Source organism: Shinella zoogloeoides (genome assembly GCF_003574625.1).
Classification (GTDB): Bacteria; Pseudomonadota; Alphaproteobacteria; order Rhizobiales; family Rhizobiaceae; genus Shinella; species Shinella zoogloeoides_A.
Map to the genome: position 1 here is coordinate 113,412 of NZ_QNUJ01000001.1, position 20,187 is coordinate 133,598.

The 20,187-nt window shown below is 66.5% G+C and carries 18 protein-coding genes; 12 read left to right on the plus strand and 6 right to left on the minus strand.

Going from position 1 to position 20,187, the window contains the following annotated elements; translation table 11 throughout:
• The first annotated feature begins 16 nt into the window (after window positions 1-16).
• On the plus strand, window positions 17-1,294 hold the full coding sequence (locus tag DSD28_RS00560) for a DUF3422 family protein (RefSeq protein ID WP_119254409.1): 1,278 nt from the start codon (window positions 17-19) through the stop codon (window positions 1,292-1,294).
• Window positions 1,295-1,317: 23 nt separating this feature from the next.
• On the opposite strand, the gene DSD28_RS00565 is transcribed toward DSD28_RS00560, so the two are convergent.
• The gene (locus tag DSD28_RS00565; protein WP_119254410.1) at window positions 1,318-2,214 is read right to left on the minus strand and encodes a LysR family transcriptional regulator; all 897 of its coding nucleotides are present in this window, start codon (window positions 2,212-2,214) and stop codon (window positions 1,318-1,320) included.
• A gap of 23 nt (window positions 2,215-2,237) precedes the next feature.
• Entirely contained in the window at window positions 2,238-2,927 is a 690-nt protein-coding gene (aphA, locus tag DSD28_RS00570; protein ID WP_119254941.1) for an acid phosphatase AphA, read from the minus strand.
• 261 nt (window positions 2,928-3,188) lie between these two features.
• Here aphA and DSD28_RS00575 point away from each other — a divergent pair, with 261 nt between their 5' ends.
• The 3 genes from DSD28_RS00575 (at window position 3,189) to glcF (ending at window position 7,318) form a co-directional block, all read left to right on the plus strand.
• Window positions 3,189-4,625, plus strand: coding sequence for an FAD-linked oxidase C-terminal domain-containing protein (locus DSD28_RS00575; protein ID WP_119254411.1), 1,437 nt, complete (start codon window positions 3,189-3,191; stop codon window positions 4,623-4,625).
• The gene (locus DSD28_RS00580) at window positions 4,622-5,821 is read left to right on the plus strand and encodes an FAD-binding protein (protein WP_119254412.1); all 1,200 of its coding nucleotides are present in this window, start codon (window positions 4,622-4,624) and stop codon (window positions 5,819-5,821) included. The genes DSD28_RS00575 and DSD28_RS00580 overlap by 4 nt, the downstream gene beginning before the upstream one ends.
• A 174-nt stretch (window positions 5,822-5,995) precedes the next feature.
• Entirely contained in the window at window positions 5,996-7,318 is a 1,323-nt protein-coding gene (gene glcF, locus DSD28_RS00585) for a glycolate oxidase subunit GlcF (protein ID WP_119254413.1), read from the plus strand.
• 39 nt (window positions 7,319-7,357) lie between these two features.
• On the opposite strand, the gene DSD28_RS00590 is transcribed toward glcF, so the two are convergent.
• On the minus strand, window positions 7,358-8,068 hold the full coding sequence (locus DSD28_RS00590) for a L,D-transpeptidase (RefSeq protein WP_119254414.1): 711 nt from the start codon (window positions 8,066-8,068) through the stop codon (window positions 7,358-7,360).
• A gap of 194 nt (window positions 8,069-8,262) precedes the next feature.
• A complete protein-coding gene (locus DSD28_RS00595) occupies window positions 8,263-9,000 on the minus strand; it encodes a L,D-transpeptidase (RefSeq protein WP_119254415.1) in 738 nt (245 codons plus the stop codon).
• Window positions 9,001-9,214: 214 nt separating this feature from the next.
• On the opposite strand from DSD28_RS00595, the gene DSD28_RS00600 reads away from it, so the two are divergent.
• Window positions 9,215-9,844 carry a DNA-3-methyladenine glycosylase I gene (locus DSD28_RS00600; protein WP_119254416.1) on the plus strand — a complete coding sequence of 210 codons (630 nt, stop codon included), beginning with the start codon at window positions 9,215-9,217 and terminating at the stop codon, window positions 9,842-9,844.
• Window positions 9,845-10,003: 159 nt separating this feature from the next.
• A complete protein-coding gene (locus DSD28_RS25715) occupies window positions 10,004-10,219 on the plus strand; it encodes a hypothetical protein (RefSeq protein WP_162911164.1) in 216 nt (71 codons plus the stop codon).
• Between the two features lie 234 nt (window positions 10,220-10,453).
• Here the strand turns inward: DSD28_RS25715 and copM are convergent, their stop codons facing one another.
• Both copM and DSD28_RS00610 read right to left on the minus strand, forming a co-directional pair.
• Window positions 10,454-10,837, minus strand: a complete 384-nt coding sequence (gene copM / locus DSD28_RS00605; RefSeq protein ID WP_119254417.1) for a CopM family metallochaperone — start codon at window positions 10,835-10,837, stop codon at window positions 10,454-10,456.
• Between the two features lie 68 nt (window positions 10,838-10,905).
• Window positions 10,906-11,226 (minus strand): hypothetical protein, encoded by a 321-nt coding sequence (locus tag DSD28_RS00610; protein ID WP_119254418.1) that lies wholly within the window; start codon window positions 11,224-11,226, stop codon window positions 10,906-10,908.
• 150 nt (window positions 11,227-11,376) lie between these two features.
• Between DSD28_RS00610 and hisS the strand changes: the two genes are divergently transcribed.
• From hisS to DSD28_RS00640, 6 genes are all read left to right on the plus strand, one after another.
• The gene (gene hisS, locus DSD28_RS00615; protein ID WP_119254419.1) at window positions 11,377-12,891 is read left to right on the plus strand and encodes a histidine--tRNA ligase; all 1,515 of its coding nucleotides are present in this window, start codon (window positions 11,377-11,379) and stop codon (window positions 12,889-12,891) included.
• A 175-nt stretch (window positions 12,892-13,066) separates the two neighbouring features.
• Entirely contained in the window at window positions 13,067-14,200 is a 1,134-nt protein-coding gene (locus DSD28_RS00620; protein ID WP_119254420.1) for an ATP phosphoribosyltransferase regulatory subunit, read from the plus strand.
• Window positions 14,197-14,892 carry an ATP phosphoribosyltransferase gene (hisG, locus tag DSD28_RS00625; protein ID WP_119254421.1) on the plus strand — a complete coding sequence of 232 codons (696 nt, stop codon included), beginning with the start codon at window positions 14,197-14,199 and terminating at the stop codon, window positions 14,890-14,892. Before DSD28_RS00620 ends, hisG begins: the two co-directional genes overlap by 4 nt.
• A gap of 287 nt (window positions 14,893-15,179) precedes the next feature.
• Window positions 15,180-15,887, plus strand: a complete 708-nt coding sequence (locus tag DSD28_RS00630; RefSeq protein ID WP_119254422.1) for a glutathione binding-like protein — start codon at window positions 15,180-15,182, stop codon at window positions 15,885-15,887.
• Between the two features lie 96 nt (window positions 15,888-15,983).
• Complete coding sequence (locus DSD28_RS00635) at window positions 15,984-17,201, plus strand: NAD(P)/FAD-dependent oxidoreductase (RefSeq protein ID WP_119254423.1); 1,218 nt, start codon at window positions 15,984-15,986, stop codon at window positions 17,199-17,201.
• 175 nt (window positions 17,202-17,376) lie between these two features.
• On the plus strand, window positions 17,377-20,175 hold the full coding sequence (locus DSD28_RS00640; protein ID WP_119254424.1) for a bifunctional diguanylate cyclase/phosphodiesterase: 2,799 nt from the start codon (window positions 17,377-17,379) through the stop codon (window positions 20,173-20,175).
• Window positions 20,176-20,187: the final 12 nt, after the last annotated feature.

Consider the following 20,187-nt stretch of genomic DNA (forward strand, 5'->3'; position numbering starts at 1 on the left):
AGGGGAAGGTGCAGGCATGGCTAAGGGCAGTTTCGCCTTTCCGCAGGCGACCGCGCGTGCGCAGGCGCTCGGGGAAATTCACGCAAGACCGTATGCGCTGGTGCCGTCGCCGCGCGTCATCTTCCAGCTCGCGTTCCTCACGGAGGGCGGCTCGGCGGTCGACCATGCCGTCATGGCGGAGCTGTCGCGCTCGCGCGGCATCTCGCCGCCCGGCCGCGATTCCAGCCACCACGCGCTGAGCTGGGGGCAGGGGACGCTGCGCTGGGAGCGCCATACCGAGTTCTCGACCTATTTCTGGGATGCGCCCGTGCCGGAAAAGTTCGGCGGCGAGGTGCCCGTCCATCCTTTCGGCGACAGCTTCTCGCCGCCCGGCACGCTGATCTCCGGCATCCGCCTCGAAATCCGGCCGGATTCGCCCGAAACCCGCGAGGCGATCTCCGCCTTCGATCCGACGAGCCTCTGTTACAGCGAGATCAAGAACGGCCAGGGCGTCGTCCTCACCGACTTCCGCCAGGACGGCGACGGGCTGACGCAGATCCTTGTCATCGACCGCGGCATGACGGAGGCCGGGCGCGGCGCGCTCGTCCAGCGCCTGCTCGACATCGAGACCTACCGCACGCTCGCCATGATGGGCCTGCCGCTCGCCCAGTCGCTCTCGCCCGATATCCGCCGCATCGAGGACGGGCTGACCGGCATCACCAATGCCATGAAGCAGCACGCCCGCGACAAGGCCGACGAGCTGCTCACCGAGATCACCCGCCTTGCCGCCGAGCTGGAGGCCAATGCCGCGCTCAGCCTCTACCGCTTCGGCGCGAGCCGCGCCTATTACGGCATCGTGCAGGAGCGTATCCGCACGCTGGCCGAGACGGCGGTGCCGGGCTACGAGACGCTCGGCTTCTTCCTGGAGCGCCGGCTGGCGCCGGCCATGCGCACCTGTCAGTCCGTCGAGGAGCGGCAGGCGAACCTGTCGCGCAAGCTCGCCCGCGCCACGGCCCTGCTTCGAAGCTGGATCGACGTGGAGCTGGAACAGCTCAATTCGACGCTGCTCAACTCCATGGACCGCCGTGCGAAATTGCAGCTTCGCCTGCAACAGACCGTCGAGGGCCTGTCGGTGGCGGCGATCTCCTACTATGTCGTGGGGCTCTTCGGCTATGTGGCGAAGGCGGCGCACGGCCTCGGCCTGCCGATCAAGCCGGAGACGCTGACGGGCATCGCCGTGCCGTTCGTCATATTCGGCATGTGGCTGCTCGTGCGCGCCATCCGCCACCGCCATGCGGAAGAGGACCGGCACTGAGGGGAAGCGGCGGCCTTTCGGCCTCAATGCTCCCAATAGGGCTGGTGGCCGTAGAGCTCGGCGAGATAGTCGATGAAGAGCCGCACCTTGACCGGCAGGAACTGCCGGCTCGGATAGACTGCCGACAGCACCACGTTGCGCGAGCCCTCGTAGCCCGGCAACACCTGCCGCAGTCCGCCGCTCCTTAGCGCCGGGCCGACATCCCAGGTCGAGCGCAGCGCGATGCCCAGACCGGAGAGCACGGCCTCGGTCACGACTTCGCTGGAATTGGTATAGAGCGGCCCGTGCGGACGGTAGGTGATGCTGCCTTCCGGACCCTCCAGCCGCCAGGCGTCCTGCGTGTGCGGCGGCAGGCAGACATGATGCGCGAGGTCCTCGATCGAGGCCGGCGTGCCGTGGCGGGCAAGATAGTCGGGCGATGCGCAGAGCACGCGCCGCACCGGCGCGAGCCGGCGCGCGACGAGCGAGGAATCCGACAGTTCCCCGATGCGGATCGCAAGATCGAAGCCGCCGCCGACGATGTCGGAGAAGTCGTCGGTGAGGACGAGGTTGACCACCAGCTCGGGATAGCTGTCCATGAAGCCCTTGAGATGGGGCGCGATATGCATGCGGCCGAACGAGGTCGGCGCGGAGATGCGCAGCGAGCCGCGCACCGCGCCGGAGCGGCCGGAAACGAAGGCTTCCGCCTCCTCGATGCCCGAGAGGATACCGACGATGCGCTCGTAGAAGCCCTGCCCGGCCTCGGTCAGCGAGATCTGCCGCGTCGTGCGCTGGAAGAGGCGGGTGCCGAGCCGCTCCTCCAGCCGTTTCACGCGCTTGGAGACGACGGCGGGGGAAAGGCCGAGGGCCCGCCCCGCCGCCGACATGCTGCCCATGGCGATGACGCGGGAGAAGATTTCAAGATCGCCGAGATTTGTCACGCGCCGTCTCCGTCACCTGCGGTTCAATTGGTGGAATTGGCGATGACTTCCTCGCCGAACTTGCCGTTCTTCGGCTCCGGCTTGTAGGTCGAGTTCTGCGCCCGCATGACGCGGATCGGCCGGATGCCGGCCGCGAGCGCCGCCTTCATGTCGCTATCGGCGTCACCGTAATAGATCTTCAGCTTGTGGTCTTTCAGGAATTCCACCTTGTTTTCCGACGAGGCGGTGAAGACGACGTCGTTCATCTTCTCGATGCCGAAGGCCTTCTTGATGGCACCGGTCAGCGTCTCGCCGCCGCTGCCGCGGGTGCGGCCGGTGATGAAGAAGATCTCGTCGCCGCGCGCTGTATGCATGTCGATCAGCTTGCGCGCGACCTCCTTCGGAATGGAATACTGGTCGCAATTGTTGGTGTGGATGTCCGTCCAGAAGGCATCCATGTCGAGATATTCGTCCGAGGCCGGGGAATACTTCATCTTGCCGTAGTAGAAGCAGGGGCTGGAATAGAGCACCGTATCGTCCACGTCGAAGCCGACCGCCATGGGAGCTTCTCCCTCCAGCGAAGCCTCGACCTGCTCCACGGAAACCCAGTGCACCGGCGCGGTCGCCAGAAGCTCGGATGTCGTGATGCCGGGATTGAGGTTCGACACGTCTTCGGCGAAGGCGGAGCCCGCGAGCAGCAGAAGGGCCGAGACGGCCGTGAACGATTTGCGCATGCTTTCCTCCTCATGCCTGCCGATCGAAGGCGCGCGCGGGGCGTCGACTCCGGTCCGGGCGACTGTCGCATTCGTGTCACAGACGGTCAATGCGATCGCGGCGCGATCCACCTCTCTCTCGGGCGGGCGGTGGCGACGGCATGGGTTTGCACTGGCCGGGACAAGGTGGTAAAGAAAATGGACCACTTGGGGATATGGGCGGAAGCGCCCGACGTTCCTGCCCGGCGAAAGCCGCAGGAAACAGGCGAGAAGAGGCACGGAATGGATCAGATAGAGTTCCTGGAGCCGCGTCCGGCGGTGCTGTCGCGCCGTCGCGAGATCGTCGCCGATCTTCTCGATCTCCTGCCGGAAGGCTGTCTCGTGCATGAGCCGCGCGAGCTGGTTCCGTTCGAGACGGACGCCTTCGTCTCCTATCGCCGCCTGCCGCTCGCCGTCGCCCTGCCGGAAACGACCCAGCAGGTGGCAGCGGTCCTCAAATACTGTCATCGCTACGGCGTGCCGGTGGTGCCGCGCGGGGCGGGCACCTCGCTTGCCGGCGGGGCGATCCCGCAGGAGGACGCGGTGGTCGTCGGCCTTTCCAAGATGGCGCAGATTCTCGAAGTGGACTACGCCAACCGCACCGCCACGGTGCAGGCCGGCGTCACGAACCTCTCGATTTCCGATGCCGTCTCCGCCGACGGCTATTTCTACGCGCCCGATCCGAGCTCGCAGCTCGCCTGTACCATCGGCGGCAATATCGGCATGAATTCCGGCGGCGCGCATTGCCTGAAATACGGCGTGACGACCAACAACCTGCTCGGCGTCAAGCTGGTGCTGATCGACGGCACCATCGTCGAGCTCGGCGGCAAGGCGCTCGACGCCGGCGGGCTCGACCTTCTCGGCGTGGTCTGCGGCGGCGAGGGCCAGCTCGGCGTCGTCACGGAGGCGACGGTGCGCCTGATCGCAAGGCCCGAGGGCGCGCGCCCGGTGCTCTTCGGCTTCGACACATCGGAGGAGGCGGGCGCCTGCGTCGCCGACGTCATCGGCGCCGGCATCATCCCCGTCGCCATCGAGTTCATGGACAAGCCGGCCATCGAGATCTGCGAGGCCTTCGCCCATGCCGGCTATCCGATGGATGTCGAGGCGCTGCTGATCGTCGAGGTCGAGGGCTCCGAGGCGGAGATGGACGCGATGCTCGCCAGCATCATCGAGATCGCCGGCCGGCACGGCGTCAAGGTCGTCAAGGAAAGCCAGTCCGCCACCGAGGCGGCGCTGATCTGGAAGGGCCGCAAGTCCGCCTTCGGCGCCACGGGCCGCATCGCCGACTATATCTGCATGGACGGCACGGTGCCGCTCGGCCAGCTTCCCTATGTGCTGCGCGGCACGGCGGAGATCGTCGCCAGATACGGCCTGCGCGTCGCCAATGTCTTCCATGCCGGCGACGGCAACATGCATCCCCTCATCCTCTTCAACGCCAACGATCCGGAGGATGCCGCGCGCGCCGAGGCGGCGGGCAACGATATCCTGAAGCTCTGCGTCGATGCCGGCGGCTGCCTCACCGGCGAGCATGGCGTCGGCATCGAGAAGCGCGACCTGATGCGCCATCAATATGCCGAGGCCGACCTTGCCCAGCAGATGGCCGTGCGCGCCGCCTTCGATCCGCAATGGCTGCTCAATCCCTCCAAGGTCTTCCCGCTCGAAGGGCGCCCCGCCGCATGACGCCGATCCACGAACCGCTTTCCGAAGAGGCCGCCGCGCGCCTCGTCCAGGTCGCCGCCCTCTCGAAGACGCCCCTCGTCATTCGCGGCGGCGGCACGCGCAGCCTGCATCCGGCGCCCGAAGGCGCGGACGTGCTCTCGACGCGCGGCCTTTCCGGCATCGTCGCCTACAACCCGGCGGAAATGACCATGACGGCCCGCGCAGGCACGCCGCTGGAGGTGGTGGAAGCCGCCCTTGCCGAAAAGCGCCAGATGCTCGCCTTCGAGCCGAACGACCTGCGCGGCGTGCTCGGCACGTCGGGCCTGCCGACCATCGGCGGCGTCTTCGCCACCAATGCCTCCGGCCCGCGGCGCTTTACGGCCGGCGCAGCGCGCGACAGCCTGCTCGGCGTGCGCTTCGTCAACGGCAAAGGCGAGATCGTCAAAGCGGGCGGGCGGGTGATGAAGAACGTCACCGGCCTCGATCTCGTGAAGTTGCTCGCCGGCTCGCATGGCTCGCTGGCGCTCATGACGGAGGTCACCTTCCGGCTTCTGCCGGTGCCGGAAACCGCCGTCACGCTCGTCGTCTCGAACCTCAACGATGCGGAAGCCGCCGCCGCCATGGCGACGGCCATGTCGATGTCCGTCGAGGTATCGGGCGCCGCCCACCTTCCTGAAAGCGTGTGCGGCCGCATTGCCGGCGGCGCGCTGCCGGATGGCGCCGCCACCGTGCTGCGCCTCGAAGGGCTTGCCGCCTCGGTCGCTGTCCGCGCGGAAAAGCTTGCGGCCGCCATGGCCGGCTTCGGCGCCGTCACGCGGCTGGAAGGGGAGGTCTCGCGCCGCCTCTGGCGCGAGATTCGCGACGGCGCGCCCTATGCCGACGGCACACCGCGCCCGCTCTGGCGCGTCTCCGTCGCGCCGCTCGCCGGCCAGCAGCTCGTCGCCGCGCTCCGCCTCGAAGCCGGCGTCGATGTCTTCTACGACTGGCAGGGCGGCCTCGTCTGGTTGCGCATGGAGGCCGATCCCGAGGCGGAACTCCTGCGCCGCTACGTCAAGGCCGTTGGCGGCGGACACGCGACGCTGCTGCGCGCGCGGCCGGAGGTGCTGGCGGCGACCGAGACGTTCCAGCCGCAGGCCGAGGCGGTCGTGATGCTTCAGGCGCGGGTAAAGGCGAGCTTCGATCCGGACGGGCTGTTCCAGTCGCGGATGGTGGGGTGAGGAAATGATGACGATGCACGCTGTTCACCCCCCTCTGCCCTGCCGGGCATCTCCCCCACAAGGGGGGAGATTGAATCGTGGCACCGCCTTGCCCCCAGCCGATCTCCCCCCTTGTGGGGGAGATGCCCGGCAGGGCAGAGGGGGGTATGCCACGGCCTCGGAGGGCGCCCGCTGATGCAGACCAACTTCACCGCCGAGCAGCTCGCCGATCCCCATGTCGCGACATCGGAAAAGATCCTGCGCAAATGCGTGCATTGCGGCTTCTGCACCGCCACCTGTCCGACCTATGTGACGCTCGGCAACGAGCTCGACAGCCCGCGCGGCCGCATCTATCTCATCAAGGACATGCTGGAGAACGGCCGGCCGGCCGATGCCGAGGTCGTCACCCATATCGACCGCTGCCTTTCCTGCCTTGCCTGCACGACCACCTGTCCTTCCGGCGTCGACTACATGCATCTCGTCGACCATGCCCGCATGCATATCGAGGAGACGTACCGGCGACCTTTCTGGAATCGGCTGACGCGCAACATTCTGGCAGCGGTGCTGCCCCATCCCGGCCGCTTCCGTCTGGCGCTGAAGGCGGCAAATCTCGGCCGCCCCTTCGCCGGTCTCCTCAAGCGCTTCAAGCCACTGGAACCCTTCGGCGCGATGCTGGACCTTGCGCCGCGCAGCCTGCCGAAAGCCTCCGGCAGCGCAAGGCCCGGCACGCATCCCGCCGCCGGCCCGCGCCGCGGCCGGGTGGCGATCCTCTCGGGCTGCGCCCAGCCGGTGCTGAAGCCGGAGATCAACGAGGCGACGATCCGCCTGCTCACCCGCCTCGGCGTTGAGGTCGTGGCGCCGGCCGGCGAGGTCTGCTGCGGTTCGCTCGTCCATCATATGGGGCGTGAAGAGCAGGCGCTGGAAGCGGCGCGGCGCAATGTCGACGTCTGGCTCGGTGAGGTGGAGAAGGGCGGGCTCGACGCCATCATCGTCACGGCCTCCGGCTGCGGCACGACGATCAAGGACTACGGCTTCATGCTGCGCCTCGATCCCGCCTATGCGGAAAAGGCCGCGCGCGTCTCGGCGCTCGCCAAGGATATCACGGAATATCTCGCCACCCTCGACCTGCCGCAGCAGGAGGCGAGGGGGCTGACGGTCGCCTATCATTCGGCCTGCTCCATGCAGCACGGCCAGAAGATCACCATGCTGCCGAAGACGCTTTTGAAGAAGGCGGGCTTTGCCGTGCGCGATCCGGCGGAAGGGCATCTGTGCTGTGGCTCGGCCGGCACCTACAATATCCTGCAGCCCGAAATTTCCGGCAAGCTGAAGGCGCGCAAGGTGAAGAACATCGAGGCGACGAAGCCCGATCTCATCGCGACCGGCAATATCGGCTGCATCACGCAGATCGCCACGGGAACGGCGATCCCGATCCTGCATACGGTCGAGCTGCTCGACTGGGCCTATGGCGGGGAAAAGCCGGCGGCGCTCACGGCCCTGGCCATGAAAATGCCGGCCTGACGGCCGGCATCATCGCCTATCTTGAAAGGTCGGCGGCGATCAGCCGCCGAAGCCGAACAGCGTGCCGAGGAAGTCGATGCCGCGGTCGTTGTACTGGATCGCGCCCTGCTTGTTGCCGGGACCGACCACGATGACCTTGGTGCCGATATCGGCGCGGGCATAGAGGTGCTCCACGTCCTGGTTCATCATGCGGATACAGCCCGAGGACATGTTCTGGCCGATCGTCCAGGGCTGGTTCGTGCCGTGGATGCGGAAGATCGTGTCGCGGCCGCCCTGGTAGAGGTAGAGCGCGCGGGCGCCGAGCGGATTGTCCTCGCCGCCCTGCTGGACGACGGGCAGGATGCGGCCCTTCTTGGCCTCGCGGCGACGCATCTCGGCCGGCGGCGTCCAGGTGGGCCATTCGGCCTTGCGGCCGACCTTCACCACGCCCGACCAGCCGAAGCCGTCGCGGCCGACGCCGATACCGTAGCGCGTCGCGCGATTCTTGCCCTCGACATAATAGAGATACTTGTTGTTCGTATCGACGATGACGGTTCCCGGCGCCTGATCGGTGACGAACCGCACCTTGGTGCGCTTGTATTTCTGCGCCACCTGCTTCTTGCTCATGGGCTGTGCGACGAGCGTCACGGTGGAGGCCGTCTCGATCCGGTCGCCCGGTTGCGCGCCCGGGAAGGCGCCTGCCGACGTGACCGGCATCATCGCCGTGGCAGCAACCGTCGCTGCCAGCAAGATCGATGCGTATTTCCGCATGGTATAGTCCCTCTCACTCCTTGAATATCGTGAGGCTAGCCGAGAGTCTTGACCGATTGCAAGCCGGCTTGCCGGCAGTAAGACGGTTGTAAGGGCGGATTTCTTCGGCATCTGTTGCCGGAAAAGCAGACATCTCCGGCCGCAGGGCAGCCGGAGATGTTCTTTAGGCGTGGCGATTGCTGGAAGGCGAACCGTCAGATCACGATGACCTTGGTGCCGACCTTCACGCGTTCGTAGAGATCGACGACGTCTTCGTTGCGCATGCGGATGCAGCCGGAGGAGACGCCGTAGCCGATCGTCCAGGGCGCATTGGTGCCGTGGATACGGTAGAGCGTGGAGCCGAGATACATGGCGCGCGAGCCGAGCGGGTTTGCTGGCCCGCCGTCCATGAAGGCCGGCAGGTAATGGCCCTTGGCGGCCTCGCGCTGGATCATCTCCTTCGGCGGGGTCCAGCTCGGCCATTCGGCCTTGCGGGTGATCGTATGCGCGCCGGCCCATTCGAAGCCCGGCTTGCCGACGCCGACGCCATAGCGCCGTGCCTTGCCGTCGCCGAGCACGAGATAGAGGAAGCGGTTGTTGGTATCGATGACGATCGTGCCGGCCTTGTACTTGCTGTCGTAGGAAACGAGCTGCGGCAGGTACATCGGATCGATCCTCGAGCGGACCGGGTTCTGCGCGCGGCTCGTCACGGCGACCTGCTCGACGCGGGCGCCGTCGCGCCGGATGACGCGGCGCTGCTCTACCCGCTGGCGCTGGACGATGCGGCGGCTGTTGACGGCGGGCTGCACGCCCTCGCCGGTGAGCTGCATCAGCCACGGGGCGGCAAGGTCGGGGCTGACGATGACCGGCGGCCGGCTCGTGTAGCGGTCGCCCGCATAGGCATTGGTCGTGGTGGCCAGGATGGTGGCTGCAAGAAGGGTTCGTATCAACATCGGACGTACTCGCTACTGATCGTCGCCGGGATGCGCCGGAAGAAAGAAATGGCGCCGGTTCGCAGAAATGCTTGCACCCTTGGATGAAGCGAATGGTAAACGCCGGTTCATTCGCATTGCAGGAGGCGGATAAAGCTTTGAGTAGGGTTATTGCCCGCTTTCCAAATGTGGTTGATAAGTGGTAAACGGGAACAAACAGGAAACGGAGACGGCGATGACGGAACGCGGGCTGGTGGTGGGCGAGGACGGGCGGACGCGCTGCGCATGGCACGGCGGGCTCGAGGACTACCGCCGCTATCACGACGAGGAGTGGGGCCATCCGGTCACCAGCGACCACCGCCTGTTCGAGAAGATCTGCCTCGAAGGTTTCCAGTCTGGCCTTTCCTGGCTCACCATCCTGCGCAAGCGGGAAGGCTTCCGCGCCGCCTTCGCCGGCTTCGACTTCGACAAGGTCGCGACCTTCGGCGATGCGGATATCGCGCGCTGCCTTGCCGATGCCGGCATCGTGCGCCATCGCGGCAAGATCGTCTCGACGATCAACAATGCCCGCCGGGCGCAGGCGCTGCGCGAGGAGTTCGGCACGCTCGCCCGTTACTTCTGGGGCTTCGAGCCGAAGCCGGAGGAGCGCCCGGCCCGCATGGACTGGGAAACGCTTTCCGCCAACCCGACGTCGCCGACCTCGGTGCGCCTTTCGAAGGATCTCAAGAAGCGCGGCTGGACCTTCGTCGGCCCCACCACCGTCTATGCCTTCATGCAGGCCATGGGCCTCGTGAACGACCATGTGGAAGGCTGCTTCTGCCGCGCGGAAGTCGAAAAGAAGAGAAATCTGCTCGCACGGCCATAAATCCGGTATTGCCTTGGCAAAACGCTATTTGATTTTACAACGAATCATGTAGCTTAAGGTTGAGCGGCACAACCATACATCGGAAGTTCTGGGGTCGATTCGCACGTGCGTAGTCGTGGCGCGCGGCTTTGTGCTGCATGATCTGACATGAGGGGAAACATGTCGCCAAACGCACCTGCATTCGATGATTCTCGACTTGAGCCATGGGCCTGTGACAAGGCGCAGGAGATCATGCTCCGCGAGGGCTTTCGTCTCATCCGCTCGGCACGCAGCGGCAGCAATACCGATCTCCGTGAAACCAGCCTCATGATGGCCCGCGTCATTGCGGCCTCGCTGGTCGAGGCGTCCGCCCAGCGGCAGCGCGCGGGCAAGTAGCGGCTAACGCCGGCGGAGGATCTGTTCGACGGGCTTGCATGGCGGTCATGCCATGCGGCGTGGGCCTTCGGGCCAGGCGCGACGATGAGCGCGCAGGATGAACGGGCGTCCTCGGGCGGCTCCGCATGCCGTGCCGCAAGGCGATCCGCGCTTTCCGGCCTCACCCGGCTTGCCCGAGGGTCCACGACTGCCTTTGCGGAAAAGGCCCGCCTTGCGGCGGGCCTCCCTATTGGCTCACTTGGCGTTCTTGGCCAGCCACTCTTCCATCATCTTGATCTCACCCTCCTGGGCGCTGACGATGTCTTCCGCGAGCTTCCGGATGGCTGGGTCCTTGCCGTGTTCCAGCTCGACCTTCGCCATGTCGATGGCGCCCTGGTGGTGGGCGATCATCCCGCGCACGAAATCGACATCGGCATTGCCGGTGAATTCGATCTCCATGCCCTTGTGCATCTTCGCATTGGCGTCGACGAAGGCCTTGGTGGACGCGCTCTGGTCGCCCGTGGCCTGGCCCATCGTCATGCCCTGATGGCCGGAATGATCGGCGGCATCCTGGGCGATTGCGGGCATGGTGAAGGTAAGCGCGAGGGCCGCGCCGAGAAGCATGTTCTTTGCGTTCATGATGATTTCCAGTTCTGAATACGGTTGATGGTCGGGGCGCGGGCGCCCCGGATATCAGTCAAGCGTCGTCAGGACCGGGGAGGGGGATCGAGCGGGGGAAGCGCAAGGCCGGCCAGTTGCGGCGTGGCTGCGGAAACCGGGCTCGAAATGTCGAGATCGCGGCCGATCGGCTCCAGCCGGGCGGCTTCGATGGCGAAACAGGCCGAACAGGCGAGAGGATGCGCGGACGGCTTCGCCTTGCCGTGCTCGCCGCCGCCATCCTCGCCGGCCATGTGGTGCATGGCGTGCATCCCGGCCGGCTGCGCGGCCGTCATCGTCGCGGCGACCGCCGGCACCCAGCCGGAAAGGACGGCGCCCAGAATGGCGAGGACGAAGAGGACCTGTCTCATGGCAGGAGAGATAGGCGCACGCTGCGCAAAAGAAAAGGGGTGCCTATAAGGATGCTCCTCCTGCCCTGCTGCGCGCACCTGCGCCCTTGCCGCTGCCCCTTCAATCCGCTAGGGAAACCGCAACGGAAATACGGAATTTCGGGTATCCCGATGAGCGAAAAGCAGAAAAAGCCCCAGAAGCTGAAAGCCCGCCTGCCGCGCGGCTTCGTCGACCGTGACGCCGCGGACATCCGCGCCGTCAATGAGATGACGGCGAAGATCCGCGAGGTCTACGAGCATTACGGCTTCGACCCCGTCGAAACGCCGCTCTTCGAATATACCGACGCGCTCGGCAAGTTCCTGCCCGACAGCGACCGCCCGAACGAGGGCGTGTTCTCGCTGCAGGACGACGACGACCAATGGATGAGCCTGCGCTACGACCTGACGGCGCCGCTCGCCCGCCATGTCGCGGAGAATTTCAACGAGATCCAGCTTCCCTACCGCACCTATCGCGCGGGCTATGTCTTCCGCAACGAGAAGCCGGGCCCGGGCCGCTTCCGCCAGTTCATGCAGTTCGATGCCGATACGGTCGGCGCGGCCGGCGTACAGGCGGATGCCGAAATGTGCATGATGATGTCGGACACGATGGAAGCGCTCGGCATCGCCCGCGGCGACTACGTCATCCGTGTCAACAACCGCAAGGTCCTCGACGGTGTGCTGGAGGCGATCGGCCTCGGCGGCGACGACAAGGCAGGCGCGCGCCTCACCGTGCTGCGTGCCATCGACAAGCTCGACAAGTTCGGCCCGGAGGGCGTCAGGCTCCTGCTCGGCGCCGGCCGCAAGGACGAATCCGGCGACTTCACCAAGGGCGCCGGCCTCGATGCCGGACAGATCGAGAAGGTGCTCTTCTTCGTCGGCATCAAGGACTATGCGGAAAGCGCAGCGGATCTCGCCAGGCTCGTCGAAGGCACGACGAAGGGCGCCGAAGGCGTCGACGAGCTGAACCAGATCGGCCATCTCGTCACCTCGGCCGGCTATGGTCCGGACCGCATCAAGATCGACCCGTCGGTCGTGCGCGGCCTCGAATATTACACAGGCCCGGTCTTCGAGGCCGAGTTGCAGTTCGCCGTCACCAACGAGAAGGGCGAGAAGGTCGTCTTCGGCTCGGTCGGCGGCGGCGGCCGCTACGATGGCCTCGTCTCCCGCTTCATGGGCCAGCCGGTGCCGGCGACGGGCTTCTCCATCGGCGTCTCGCGCCTGATGACGGCGCTGAAGAACCTCGGCAAGCTCGGTCAGGAGGAGGTGGTCGCGCCCGTCCTCGTCACCGTCATGGACGGTGACATCGAGAGCATGGGCCGCTACCAGCGCTTCACACAGGAGCTGCGCGCCGCCGGCATCCGCGCCGAGATGTATCAGGGCAACTGGAAGAAGTTCGGCAACCAGCTCAAATATGCCGACCGCCGCGGCGCACCGATCGCCATCATCCAGGGCGGCGACGAGCGCGCGGAAGGCCTCGTGCAGATCAAGGACCTGATCGAGGGCAAGCGCCTTTCCGGCGAGATCGAGGACAACATCGCCTGGCGCGAAGCGCGCGTCGCGCAGGTTTCCGTACCGGAGGCCGATCTGGTCGCGAAAGTCCGCGAAATCCTCGACGCGCAAGCCGAAGACCGGGCGCGGCAGGGGTGATGGGCGTGTGGAAGACCCCTCCCCAACCCCTCCCCACAAGGGGGAGGGGCTTACTGTGCCGCACCCTGCGAATTCGATTTGAGACGGTGAGCAAGCCTTTATCTTTCTCCTCCCTTGTGGGGGAGATGCCGGCAGGCAGAGGGGGACTTGCCGCCCCGCGCCCGGAGCGTTTCCCATGCCTCTGACGAACCTGCCCGCCTTCGCGCCCGATCTCGTCGCCGACCTCGAAGGGCTCGGCACGGAGCGCGTCGATACGCCGGTCATCCAGCCGGCCGAACCCTTCCTCGACATGGCGGGCGAGGACCTGCGCCGGCGCATCTTCATGACGGAGAGCGAGACCGGCAAGAGCCTGTGCCTGCGTCCCGAATTCACCATCCCCGTCTGCCTTCGCCACATCGAGACGGCGATGGGCACGCCGCGGCGCTATTCCTATCTCGGCGAGGTCTTCCGCCAGCGCCGCGACGGCGCGAACGAATTCTACCAGGCCGGCATCGAGGATCTCGGCGAGCCGGATATCGCGTGCGCCGATGCGCGCATCGTGCGCGATGCGCTCCATGTCATCGGTAACCGGCTTCCCGGCATGGCGCTGTCCGTAACGCTCGGCGACCAGGGAATTTTCGAGGCGGTCGTCGCCGCCTGCGGCCTGCCGGCCGGCTGGCAGAAGCGTCTCATCCACGCCTTCGGCAATTCGGCGCAGTTGCAGAAGCTGATCGCTGACCTGTCCGATCCCGCCCCGTCCGGCGTCTTCGGCCCGGAGGTCGAGCGCCTTGCCCGCCTCGGCATCCTCGACGACGAGGCGAAGCTGATCGCCCATATCGACGCGACGATGGAGGCGACCGGCTATTCCACCAATGCCAGCCGCGGTCCCGCCGCCATCGCCCGCCGCCTGCGCGAGAAGCGCGAGCTCGCGAGCACGCGGCTCGACAGCCGCACGCTGGCGCTGCTCAAGGAATTCCTGGCACTGGAACTGAGCCTCGCCGACGCGCCGCAGGCGCTCGCCGCCTTCGCGGAAAAGGCCCGCCTTTCGCTCGGCGCGGCGCTGGAGCGCTTCGACGCCCGCGTTACGGCGCTGCGCGAAGCAGGCGTCGATCCGGCGACGATCATCTATCGCGCCGCCTTCGGCCGTCCGCTCGATTATTATACCGGCCTCGTCTTCGAGATCACGCCGGCCGGCGAGACATCGGTGCTCGTCGGCGGCGGCCGGTTCGACCGGCTGCTGACGCTGCTCGGCGCGAAGGAACGCATCCCGGCCGTCGGCTTCTCGCTCTGGCTCGACCGTATCGCAAGCGCCGGGGGAGCCGCCGCATGACCATCACCATCGGTCTTCCCTCCAAGGGCCGCATGAAGGAGGACAGCTCCGCCGTCCTCGCCCGCGCCGGCTTCACCGTCGCCGCCGTCGGCAACGACCGCTCCTATCGCGGCCGCGTCGAGGGTCGCGACGATATCGAGATCGCCTTCCTCTCCGCTTCCGAGATCTCCCGCGAGATCGCCAACGGCACCGTCGATTTCGGCGTGACCGGCGAGGATCTCGTGCGCGAGGGACTGGCGGAGGCCGATGCCCGCGTCGAGTTCTGCGCCCGCCTCGGCTTCGGCCATGCCGATGTCGTGGTCGCCGTGCCGGAGATATGGCTCGACGTCGACACCATGGCCGACCTCGGCGACGTCGCCACGGATTTCCGCGCCCGCCACGGCCGGCGCCTGACCATCGCCACGAAATACTGGCGGCTGACGCAGCAGTTCTTCTCGGGCAATCACGGCATCCAGCTCTACCGCATCGTCGAAAGCCTCGGCGCCACGGAAGGCGCGCCGGCCTCCGGCTCGGCCGACATCATCGTCGACATCACCTCGACCGGCTCGACGCTCGTCGCCAACCACCTGAAGATTCTCTCCGACGGCGTGATCCTCAAATCGGAAGCCTGCCTCGTGCGTGCGCGCAAGCCGGAGCACGAGGGCGATGCGGTGGTGGCGGAGATCATCGAGCAGGTGCGCGGGGCGCTGTAGGGGTAGGATTGCCCCTCATCCGGCCTGCCGCGACCTTCTCCCCGCAGGCGGGGAGAAGGGGTGTGCCGCACCGTTTTCCGTCCCATCGCAGGCAAGTTTGACGGAAACACGCCGAGGGGCGGGAAACCGGTCCCACACGTCTCCTTCGCCCCGCTTGCGGGGAGAAGGTGGCCGGCAGGCCGGATGAGGGGCTGGCACCCTCACCCTTCGCAAATTTCCCGCCACGTCACCCTGACATCGCCCGGCGGCCTGCCCTATCTATGAACTCCCATCCGTAAGGAGTTCCCATGTCCGACCTGTCGTCCTTCCCCATCACGAAGAAATGGCCCGCCAGGAATCCCGATGTCATTCAGCTCTATTCGCTGCCGACGCCGAATGGCGTGAAGGTGTCGATCGCGCTGGAAGAGCTCGGCCTCATCTATGAGCCGCACCGCGTCGATTTCGGCGGCAACGAGCAGAAGTCGCCGGAATTCGTGTCGCTCAATCCGAACGGCCGCATTCCCGCGATCATCGATCCGGACGGGCCGGGCGGCAAGCCGATCGGCCTCTTCGAATCGGGCGCGATCCTCGTCTATCTCGCGGAGAAAACCGGCAAGCTCATTCCGGCCGATCCCGCCGTGCGCTACGAGATGCTGTGCTGGGTCATGTTCCAGATGGGCGGCATCGGGCCGATGTTCGGCCAGTTCGGTCATTTCCACAAGTTCGCCGCCGAAAAGGTCGCCAACAATTCCTATCCGGTCGAACGCTACAGGGACGAATCGAAGCGCCTGCTTTCCGTGCTGGAAGAGCGCCTGAGGGACCGGCAATGGATCATGGGCGATGAATATACCATCGCCGATATCGCGACCTTCCCGTGGGTGCGCGGCGCGGATGTCTTCTATGGCGGGCGCGAGGTGCTGGATTATGCGGGCTTCCCCGCCGTCATGGCCTGGCTGGAGCGCTGCCTTGCCCGCCCAGCGGCGCAGAAGGGCCTGGAAATTCCTGCGAAGCCCTGATGCCGGCGCGACCCGTCCGAGCACGGTAGCGGCACGTTGACGCCGCGTGGCCGGGCGGGTTACGTCTCGGTGAAAACAAGGACGGACGGAAATATCGTGACGGGAAGACTGGTTGTAGCGGGCGGCGGCCAGGCCGCATTTGCCCTGGTTGCCAAATTGCGCGCATTGAAGGACGAGCGGCCGATCACCATCGTCGCCGCCGAGGCGAGCCACCCCTACCAGCGCCCGCCGCTTTCCAAGAAATACCTGCTCGGCGAGGCAGACCTCTCGCGCCTGATGTTCCGCCCGGAAAGCTGGTATCCCGACAACGGCGTCGACCTTCGCCTGTCGACGGAGGTCACCGCCATCGACCGCGCGGCAAGGCGCGTGACGCTCAGCGACGGCTCGATGCTCGACTATGAATTCCTGGCGCTCGCCACCGGTGCGACGCCCCGCCGCCTGCCGGCGGAGATCGGCGGCGACCTCGACGGCGTGTTCACCGTGCGCGACTATCGCGATGCCGACCGCCTCGGCCTCGAAATGCAGGAAGGCCGCCGGGCGCTCGTCGTTGGCGGCGGCTATATCGGCCTCGAGGCGGCGGCCGTCGCGCGGGGCAGGGGGCTGCATGTCACCGTCATCGAGATGGCCGACCGCATCCTCGCGCGCGTGGCATCGCCCGCGACGGCGACGATCCTCAAGGCGATCCACATGGCCCGCGGTGTCGATGTGCGCGAGAAGACCGGCCTCGTCCGCCTTCTCGGCGAAAACGGCCGCGTCACCGGCGCGGAGCTCTCCGACGGCTTCGTGCTGCCGGTGGATGTGGTGATCGCCGGCATCGGCGTGGCGGCCAATGACCGGCTCGCCCGCGATGCCGGGCTGGAGGTTGCCAACGGCATCGTCGTCGATGCCCATGCCCGCACGTCCGATCCCGCGATCTTCGCCATGGGCGACTGCACCGTCCTGCCCTTCGAAGGCAATCGCGTGCGGCTGGAATCCGTGCAGAACGCCGTCGACCAGGCGGAGGCCGCCGCGGCCGTCATCGCCGGCGGCGATACGCCCTATGTGCCGAAGCCGTGGTTCTGGTCCGACCAATATGATGTGAAGCTGCAGATCGCCGGTTTCTGCATGGGCTTCGACGATACCCTCGTGCGGCCCGGCCAGCGCGAGGGCAGCGTTTCCGTCTGGTACTTCCGCGATGGCAGGCTGATCGCGGTCGACGCGGTCAACGATGCGAAAGCCTACGTGGTCGGCAAGAAGCTGATCGAGATGGGCCGCACGCCGGACAGGGCGGCGCTTGAAGACCCGGCTGCGGACCTCAAGGCCCTGACGCTCTGAAATCCGAAGTTGAGCGGAATTGCCGTGGCAAACCAGCCGGTTGGCCGTTTTGATATTTGTTAAGCACGAATGGATACGGGCGGGCAGGAATCCGCCGGGATACGGGGCCGATTCACAAAGTCTTTAAGGTTGCCGGGCTCTGTGGTGCCATCTTGCCCTCCCGCCCGGTGTTCCCATGCTGCGCATTCTCAACTGCATCGTCGTCGAGCACGATCTTCGTCTCGTCGTGCTTGCCGCATTCATCTGCTTCCTGTCCTGCTATGTCGCGGTGACGCTGGCGCAGAGGGCGTGGGTCGCCGAAGGCAGGGCGCGCAATCTCTGGCTGGGCGCGGCGGGCACGTCGAGCGGCTTCGGCATCTGGGCGACCCATTTCATCGCGATGCTGGCCTATGATCCCGGCATGGTCATCGGCTATGACATGAAGCTGACGCTGATTTCGCTCGGCGTCGCCATCGTCGTGACGACGGCGGGTCTCGCGCTTGCCACCTATGTCGCAGGCCGCGCCGCCGTCATCGCCGGCGGCCTGCTGCTCGGTGCGGGCATCACCTCCATGCATTACATCGGCATGAGCGCGGTGGAACTGCCGGGCACGCTCGGCTGGGATGCCGTCTATGTCGCCGTCTCGGTCGTCTGTGCCGGCCTTTTCGGCGCGCTGTCGCTTCTCGTCTGCATGCGCCCGCAGCAGCGCGTGCGCGACCGGGCGCTGGCGACCGTGCTGATGGCGCTCGGCGTGGTGGCCCTGCATTTCACCGCCATGACCGCCGTGACCTTCCGGCCGGGCCTGATGCCGGTGAGCGACGACACGCTGATCTCGACCGGCCTGATGGTGCCGCTGATCGCGGTGGTGGCCTTCTCGCTGCTCTTCACCGGCCTGACGGCCGCCGTCTTCGCCCGGCAGGCCGAGCTGACCGCGACGGAGAGCACCCGCCAGTTCGCCATGCTCGTGCAGGGCGTCAAGGATTACGCCATCTGCATGCTGGACCCGGAAGGCCGCGTCGCCAACTGGAACGAGGGCGCCGAGCGCCACAAGGGTTACAAGGCGCAGGAGATCGTCGGCCGGCATTTCTCGCAGTTCTACGGCGAGGAGGATCGCGCGGCGGGTGCGCCTGAACGCGCTCTGCGCATCGCCCGCGAGGAAGGCAAGTATGAGGGCGAGGGCTGGCGCTATCGCAAGGACGGCACGCGCTATTGGGCAAATGTCGTGCTCGATCCGATCCACGATGCGGGCGGCATGCTGGTCGGCTACGCCAAGATCAGCAAGGACGTCACCAGGGAGAAGGCCGATGCCGACCGGCTGGCCGAAGTGACGAAGAACCTCGATCTCGCGCTCGAGAACATGTCGCAGGGCCTGTGCCTGTTCGACAAGGACGAGCGCCTGCTTCTTGCCAACCGGCGCTACAGTGAAATCTTCGGTTTCCCCGGCGACCGCATCCGGCCGGGCATGACCCTGCGCGAGATTGTCGAGCAGGGCGTCGCCGACATCTATGCCGATCCCGATGTCTGGCAGACCAAGGCGCGGGATGCCTACGCCCGCCGCCGCGCCGCGATCCAGGCGAACGATGGCGGCGTGATCGTCGAAAAGCTGCAGAGCGGCGTGTCGGTCCAGTTGCGCTACCGCACGCTGCCGGACGGCGCCTGGGTGGCGACCTATGAGGACGTTTCCGAGCGCCTGCGTTCGGAAGAGCAGATCTCCTTCCTCGCCCGCCATGACGGGCTGACGGGCCTGCCGAACCGCGCAAGCTTTAATAACCGGCTCGAGGCCGATCTCGATTCTGCCCGGCGATCGGGCGGCAAGGTGGCCGCTATCGGCATCGATCTGGACAAGTTCAAGGAAGTCAACGACACGCGCGGCCATGCGGCGGGCGACGAGGTCCTCGCGACGCTCTCGCGGCGCATGCAGGCCTGCCTCGGGGCCGACGAGACGGTGGCCCGCTTCGGCGGTGACGAATTCGCCGCCGCCAAGCGGTTCGAGGACATGTCGGACCTTACCGATTTCCTCCAGCGCCTCGAAAACTGCCTCACCGAGGACATCCGCATCGACGGCTACGACATCAAGCCCGGCGCGAGCCTCGGCGTCGCGATCTATCCGCAGGATGCCGACAATATCGAGGCCCTGCTCAACAATGCCGATCTTGCCATGTATCGCGCCAAGGACGCGCTGACGGAGACCGTCTGCTTCTACGAAGTGTCGATGGACGAGGCCGCCCGCAGCCGCCGCCTGATCGCCAACGATCTCTGGCAGGCCGTCGAGCGCAACGAGCTGCAGCTTCACTACCAGGTGCAGAAGGCGGTGAATTCCGGCGAGACGGTGGGCTACGAAGTGCTGCTGCGCTGGCACCATCCCGTGCGCGGCACCATTCCGCCGGGCGAGTTCATTCCGATTGCGGAAGAATGCGGCGCCATCCTGCCGGTCGGCGAATGGGTGCTGCGCGAGGCATGCCGCGAGGCCGCGACCTGGAACAGCGACCACAAGATCGCGGTCAACCTGTCGCCGGTCCAGCTCGGCAATGCGGATGTCGCCGATCTCGTCCAGCGCGTGCTGCAGGAAACCGGCCTCAGCCCGCACCGCCTGGAGCTGGAGATCACCGAATCGACCATCATCGGCGACAAGGAGCGCGCCCTCAACACGCTGCGCCGCATCAAGGCCCTCGGCGTCACCATCGCCATCGACGACTTCGGCACGGGCTATTCCTCGCTCGAAACGCTACGCGCCTTCCCCTTCGACAAGATCAAGCTCGACCGCAGCTTCATGAGCGAGGTGGAGGCAAGCCCCGAGGCGAAGGCGATCATCCGCGCGATCCTCGCGCTCGGGCAGACGCTGCGCGTGCCGGTGCTGGCGGAAGGCGTGGAGACGCGCAGCCAGCTCGACATCCTGCTCAGCGAAGGATGCGACGAGGCGCAGGGCTATTTCCTTGGCCGTCCGGTTCCGGTCGAACGCATCCGCCCCGGCGGAACGGCCAGCGAAGCCGCCTGAAGCGGCTGGTCT

Coding starts and splice junctions, on each gene's coding strand:
- DSD28_RS00560 (WP_119254409.1), top strand. CDS start 17: ATGGCTAAGGGCAGTTTCGCCTTTCCGCAGGCGACCGCGCGTGCGCAG.
- aphA (WP_119254941.1), bottom strand. CDS start 2,927: ATGCGCAAATCGTTCACGGCCGTCTCGGCCCTTCTGCTGCTCGCGGGC.
- DSD28_RS00575 (WP_119254411.1), top strand. CDS start 3,189: ATGGATCAGATAGAGTTCCTGGAGCCGCGTCCGGCGGTGCTGTCGCGC.
- DSD28_RS00580 (WP_119254412.1), top strand. CDS start 4,622: ATGACGCCGATCCACGAACCGCTTTCCGAAGAGGCCGCCGCGCGCCTC.
- glcF (WP_119254413.1), top strand. CDS start 5,996: ATGCAGACCAACTTCACCGCCGAGCAGCTCGCCGATCCCCATGTCGCG.
- DSD28_RS00590 (WP_119254414.1), bottom strand. CDS start 8,068: ATGCGGAAATACGCATCGATCTTGCTGGCAGCGACGGTTGCTGCCACG.
- DSD28_RS00595 (WP_119254415.1), bottom strand. CDS start 9,000: ATGTTGATACGAACCCTTCTTGCAGCCACCATCCTGGCCACCACGACC.
- DSD28_RS00600 (WP_119254416.1), top strand. CDS start 9,215: ATGACGGAACGCGGGCTGGTGGTGGGCGAGGACGGGCGGACGCGCTGC.
- DSD28_RS25715 (WP_162911164.1), top strand. CDS start 10,004: ATGTCGCCAAACGCACCTGCATTCGATGATTCTCGACTTGAGCCATGG.
- copM (WP_119254417.1), bottom strand. CDS start 10,837: ATGAACGCAAAGAACATGCTTCTCGGCGCGGCCCTCGCGCTTACCTTC.
- DSD28_RS00610 (WP_119254418.1), bottom strand. CDS start 11,226: ATGAGACAGGTCCTCTTCGTCCTCGCCATTCTGGGCGCCGTCCTTTCC.
- hisS (WP_119254419.1), top strand. CDS start 11,377: ATGAGCGAAAAGCAGAAAAAGCCCCAGAAGCTGAAAGCCCGCCTGCCG.
- DSD28_RS00620 (WP_119254420.1), top strand. CDS start 13,067: ATGCCTCTGACGAACCTGCCCGCCTTCGCGCCCGATCTCGTCGCCGAC.
- hisG (WP_119254421.1), top strand. CDS start 14,197: ATGACCATCACCATCGGTCTTCCCTCCAAGGGCCGCATGAAGGAGGAC.
- DSD28_RS00630 (WP_119254422.1), top strand. CDS start 15,180: ATGTCCGACCTGTCGTCCTTCCCCATCACGAAGAAATGGCCCGCCAGG.
- DSD28_RS00640 (WP_119254424.1), top strand. CDS start 17,377: ATGCTGCGCATTCTCAACTGCATCGTCGTCGAGCACGATCTTCGTCTC.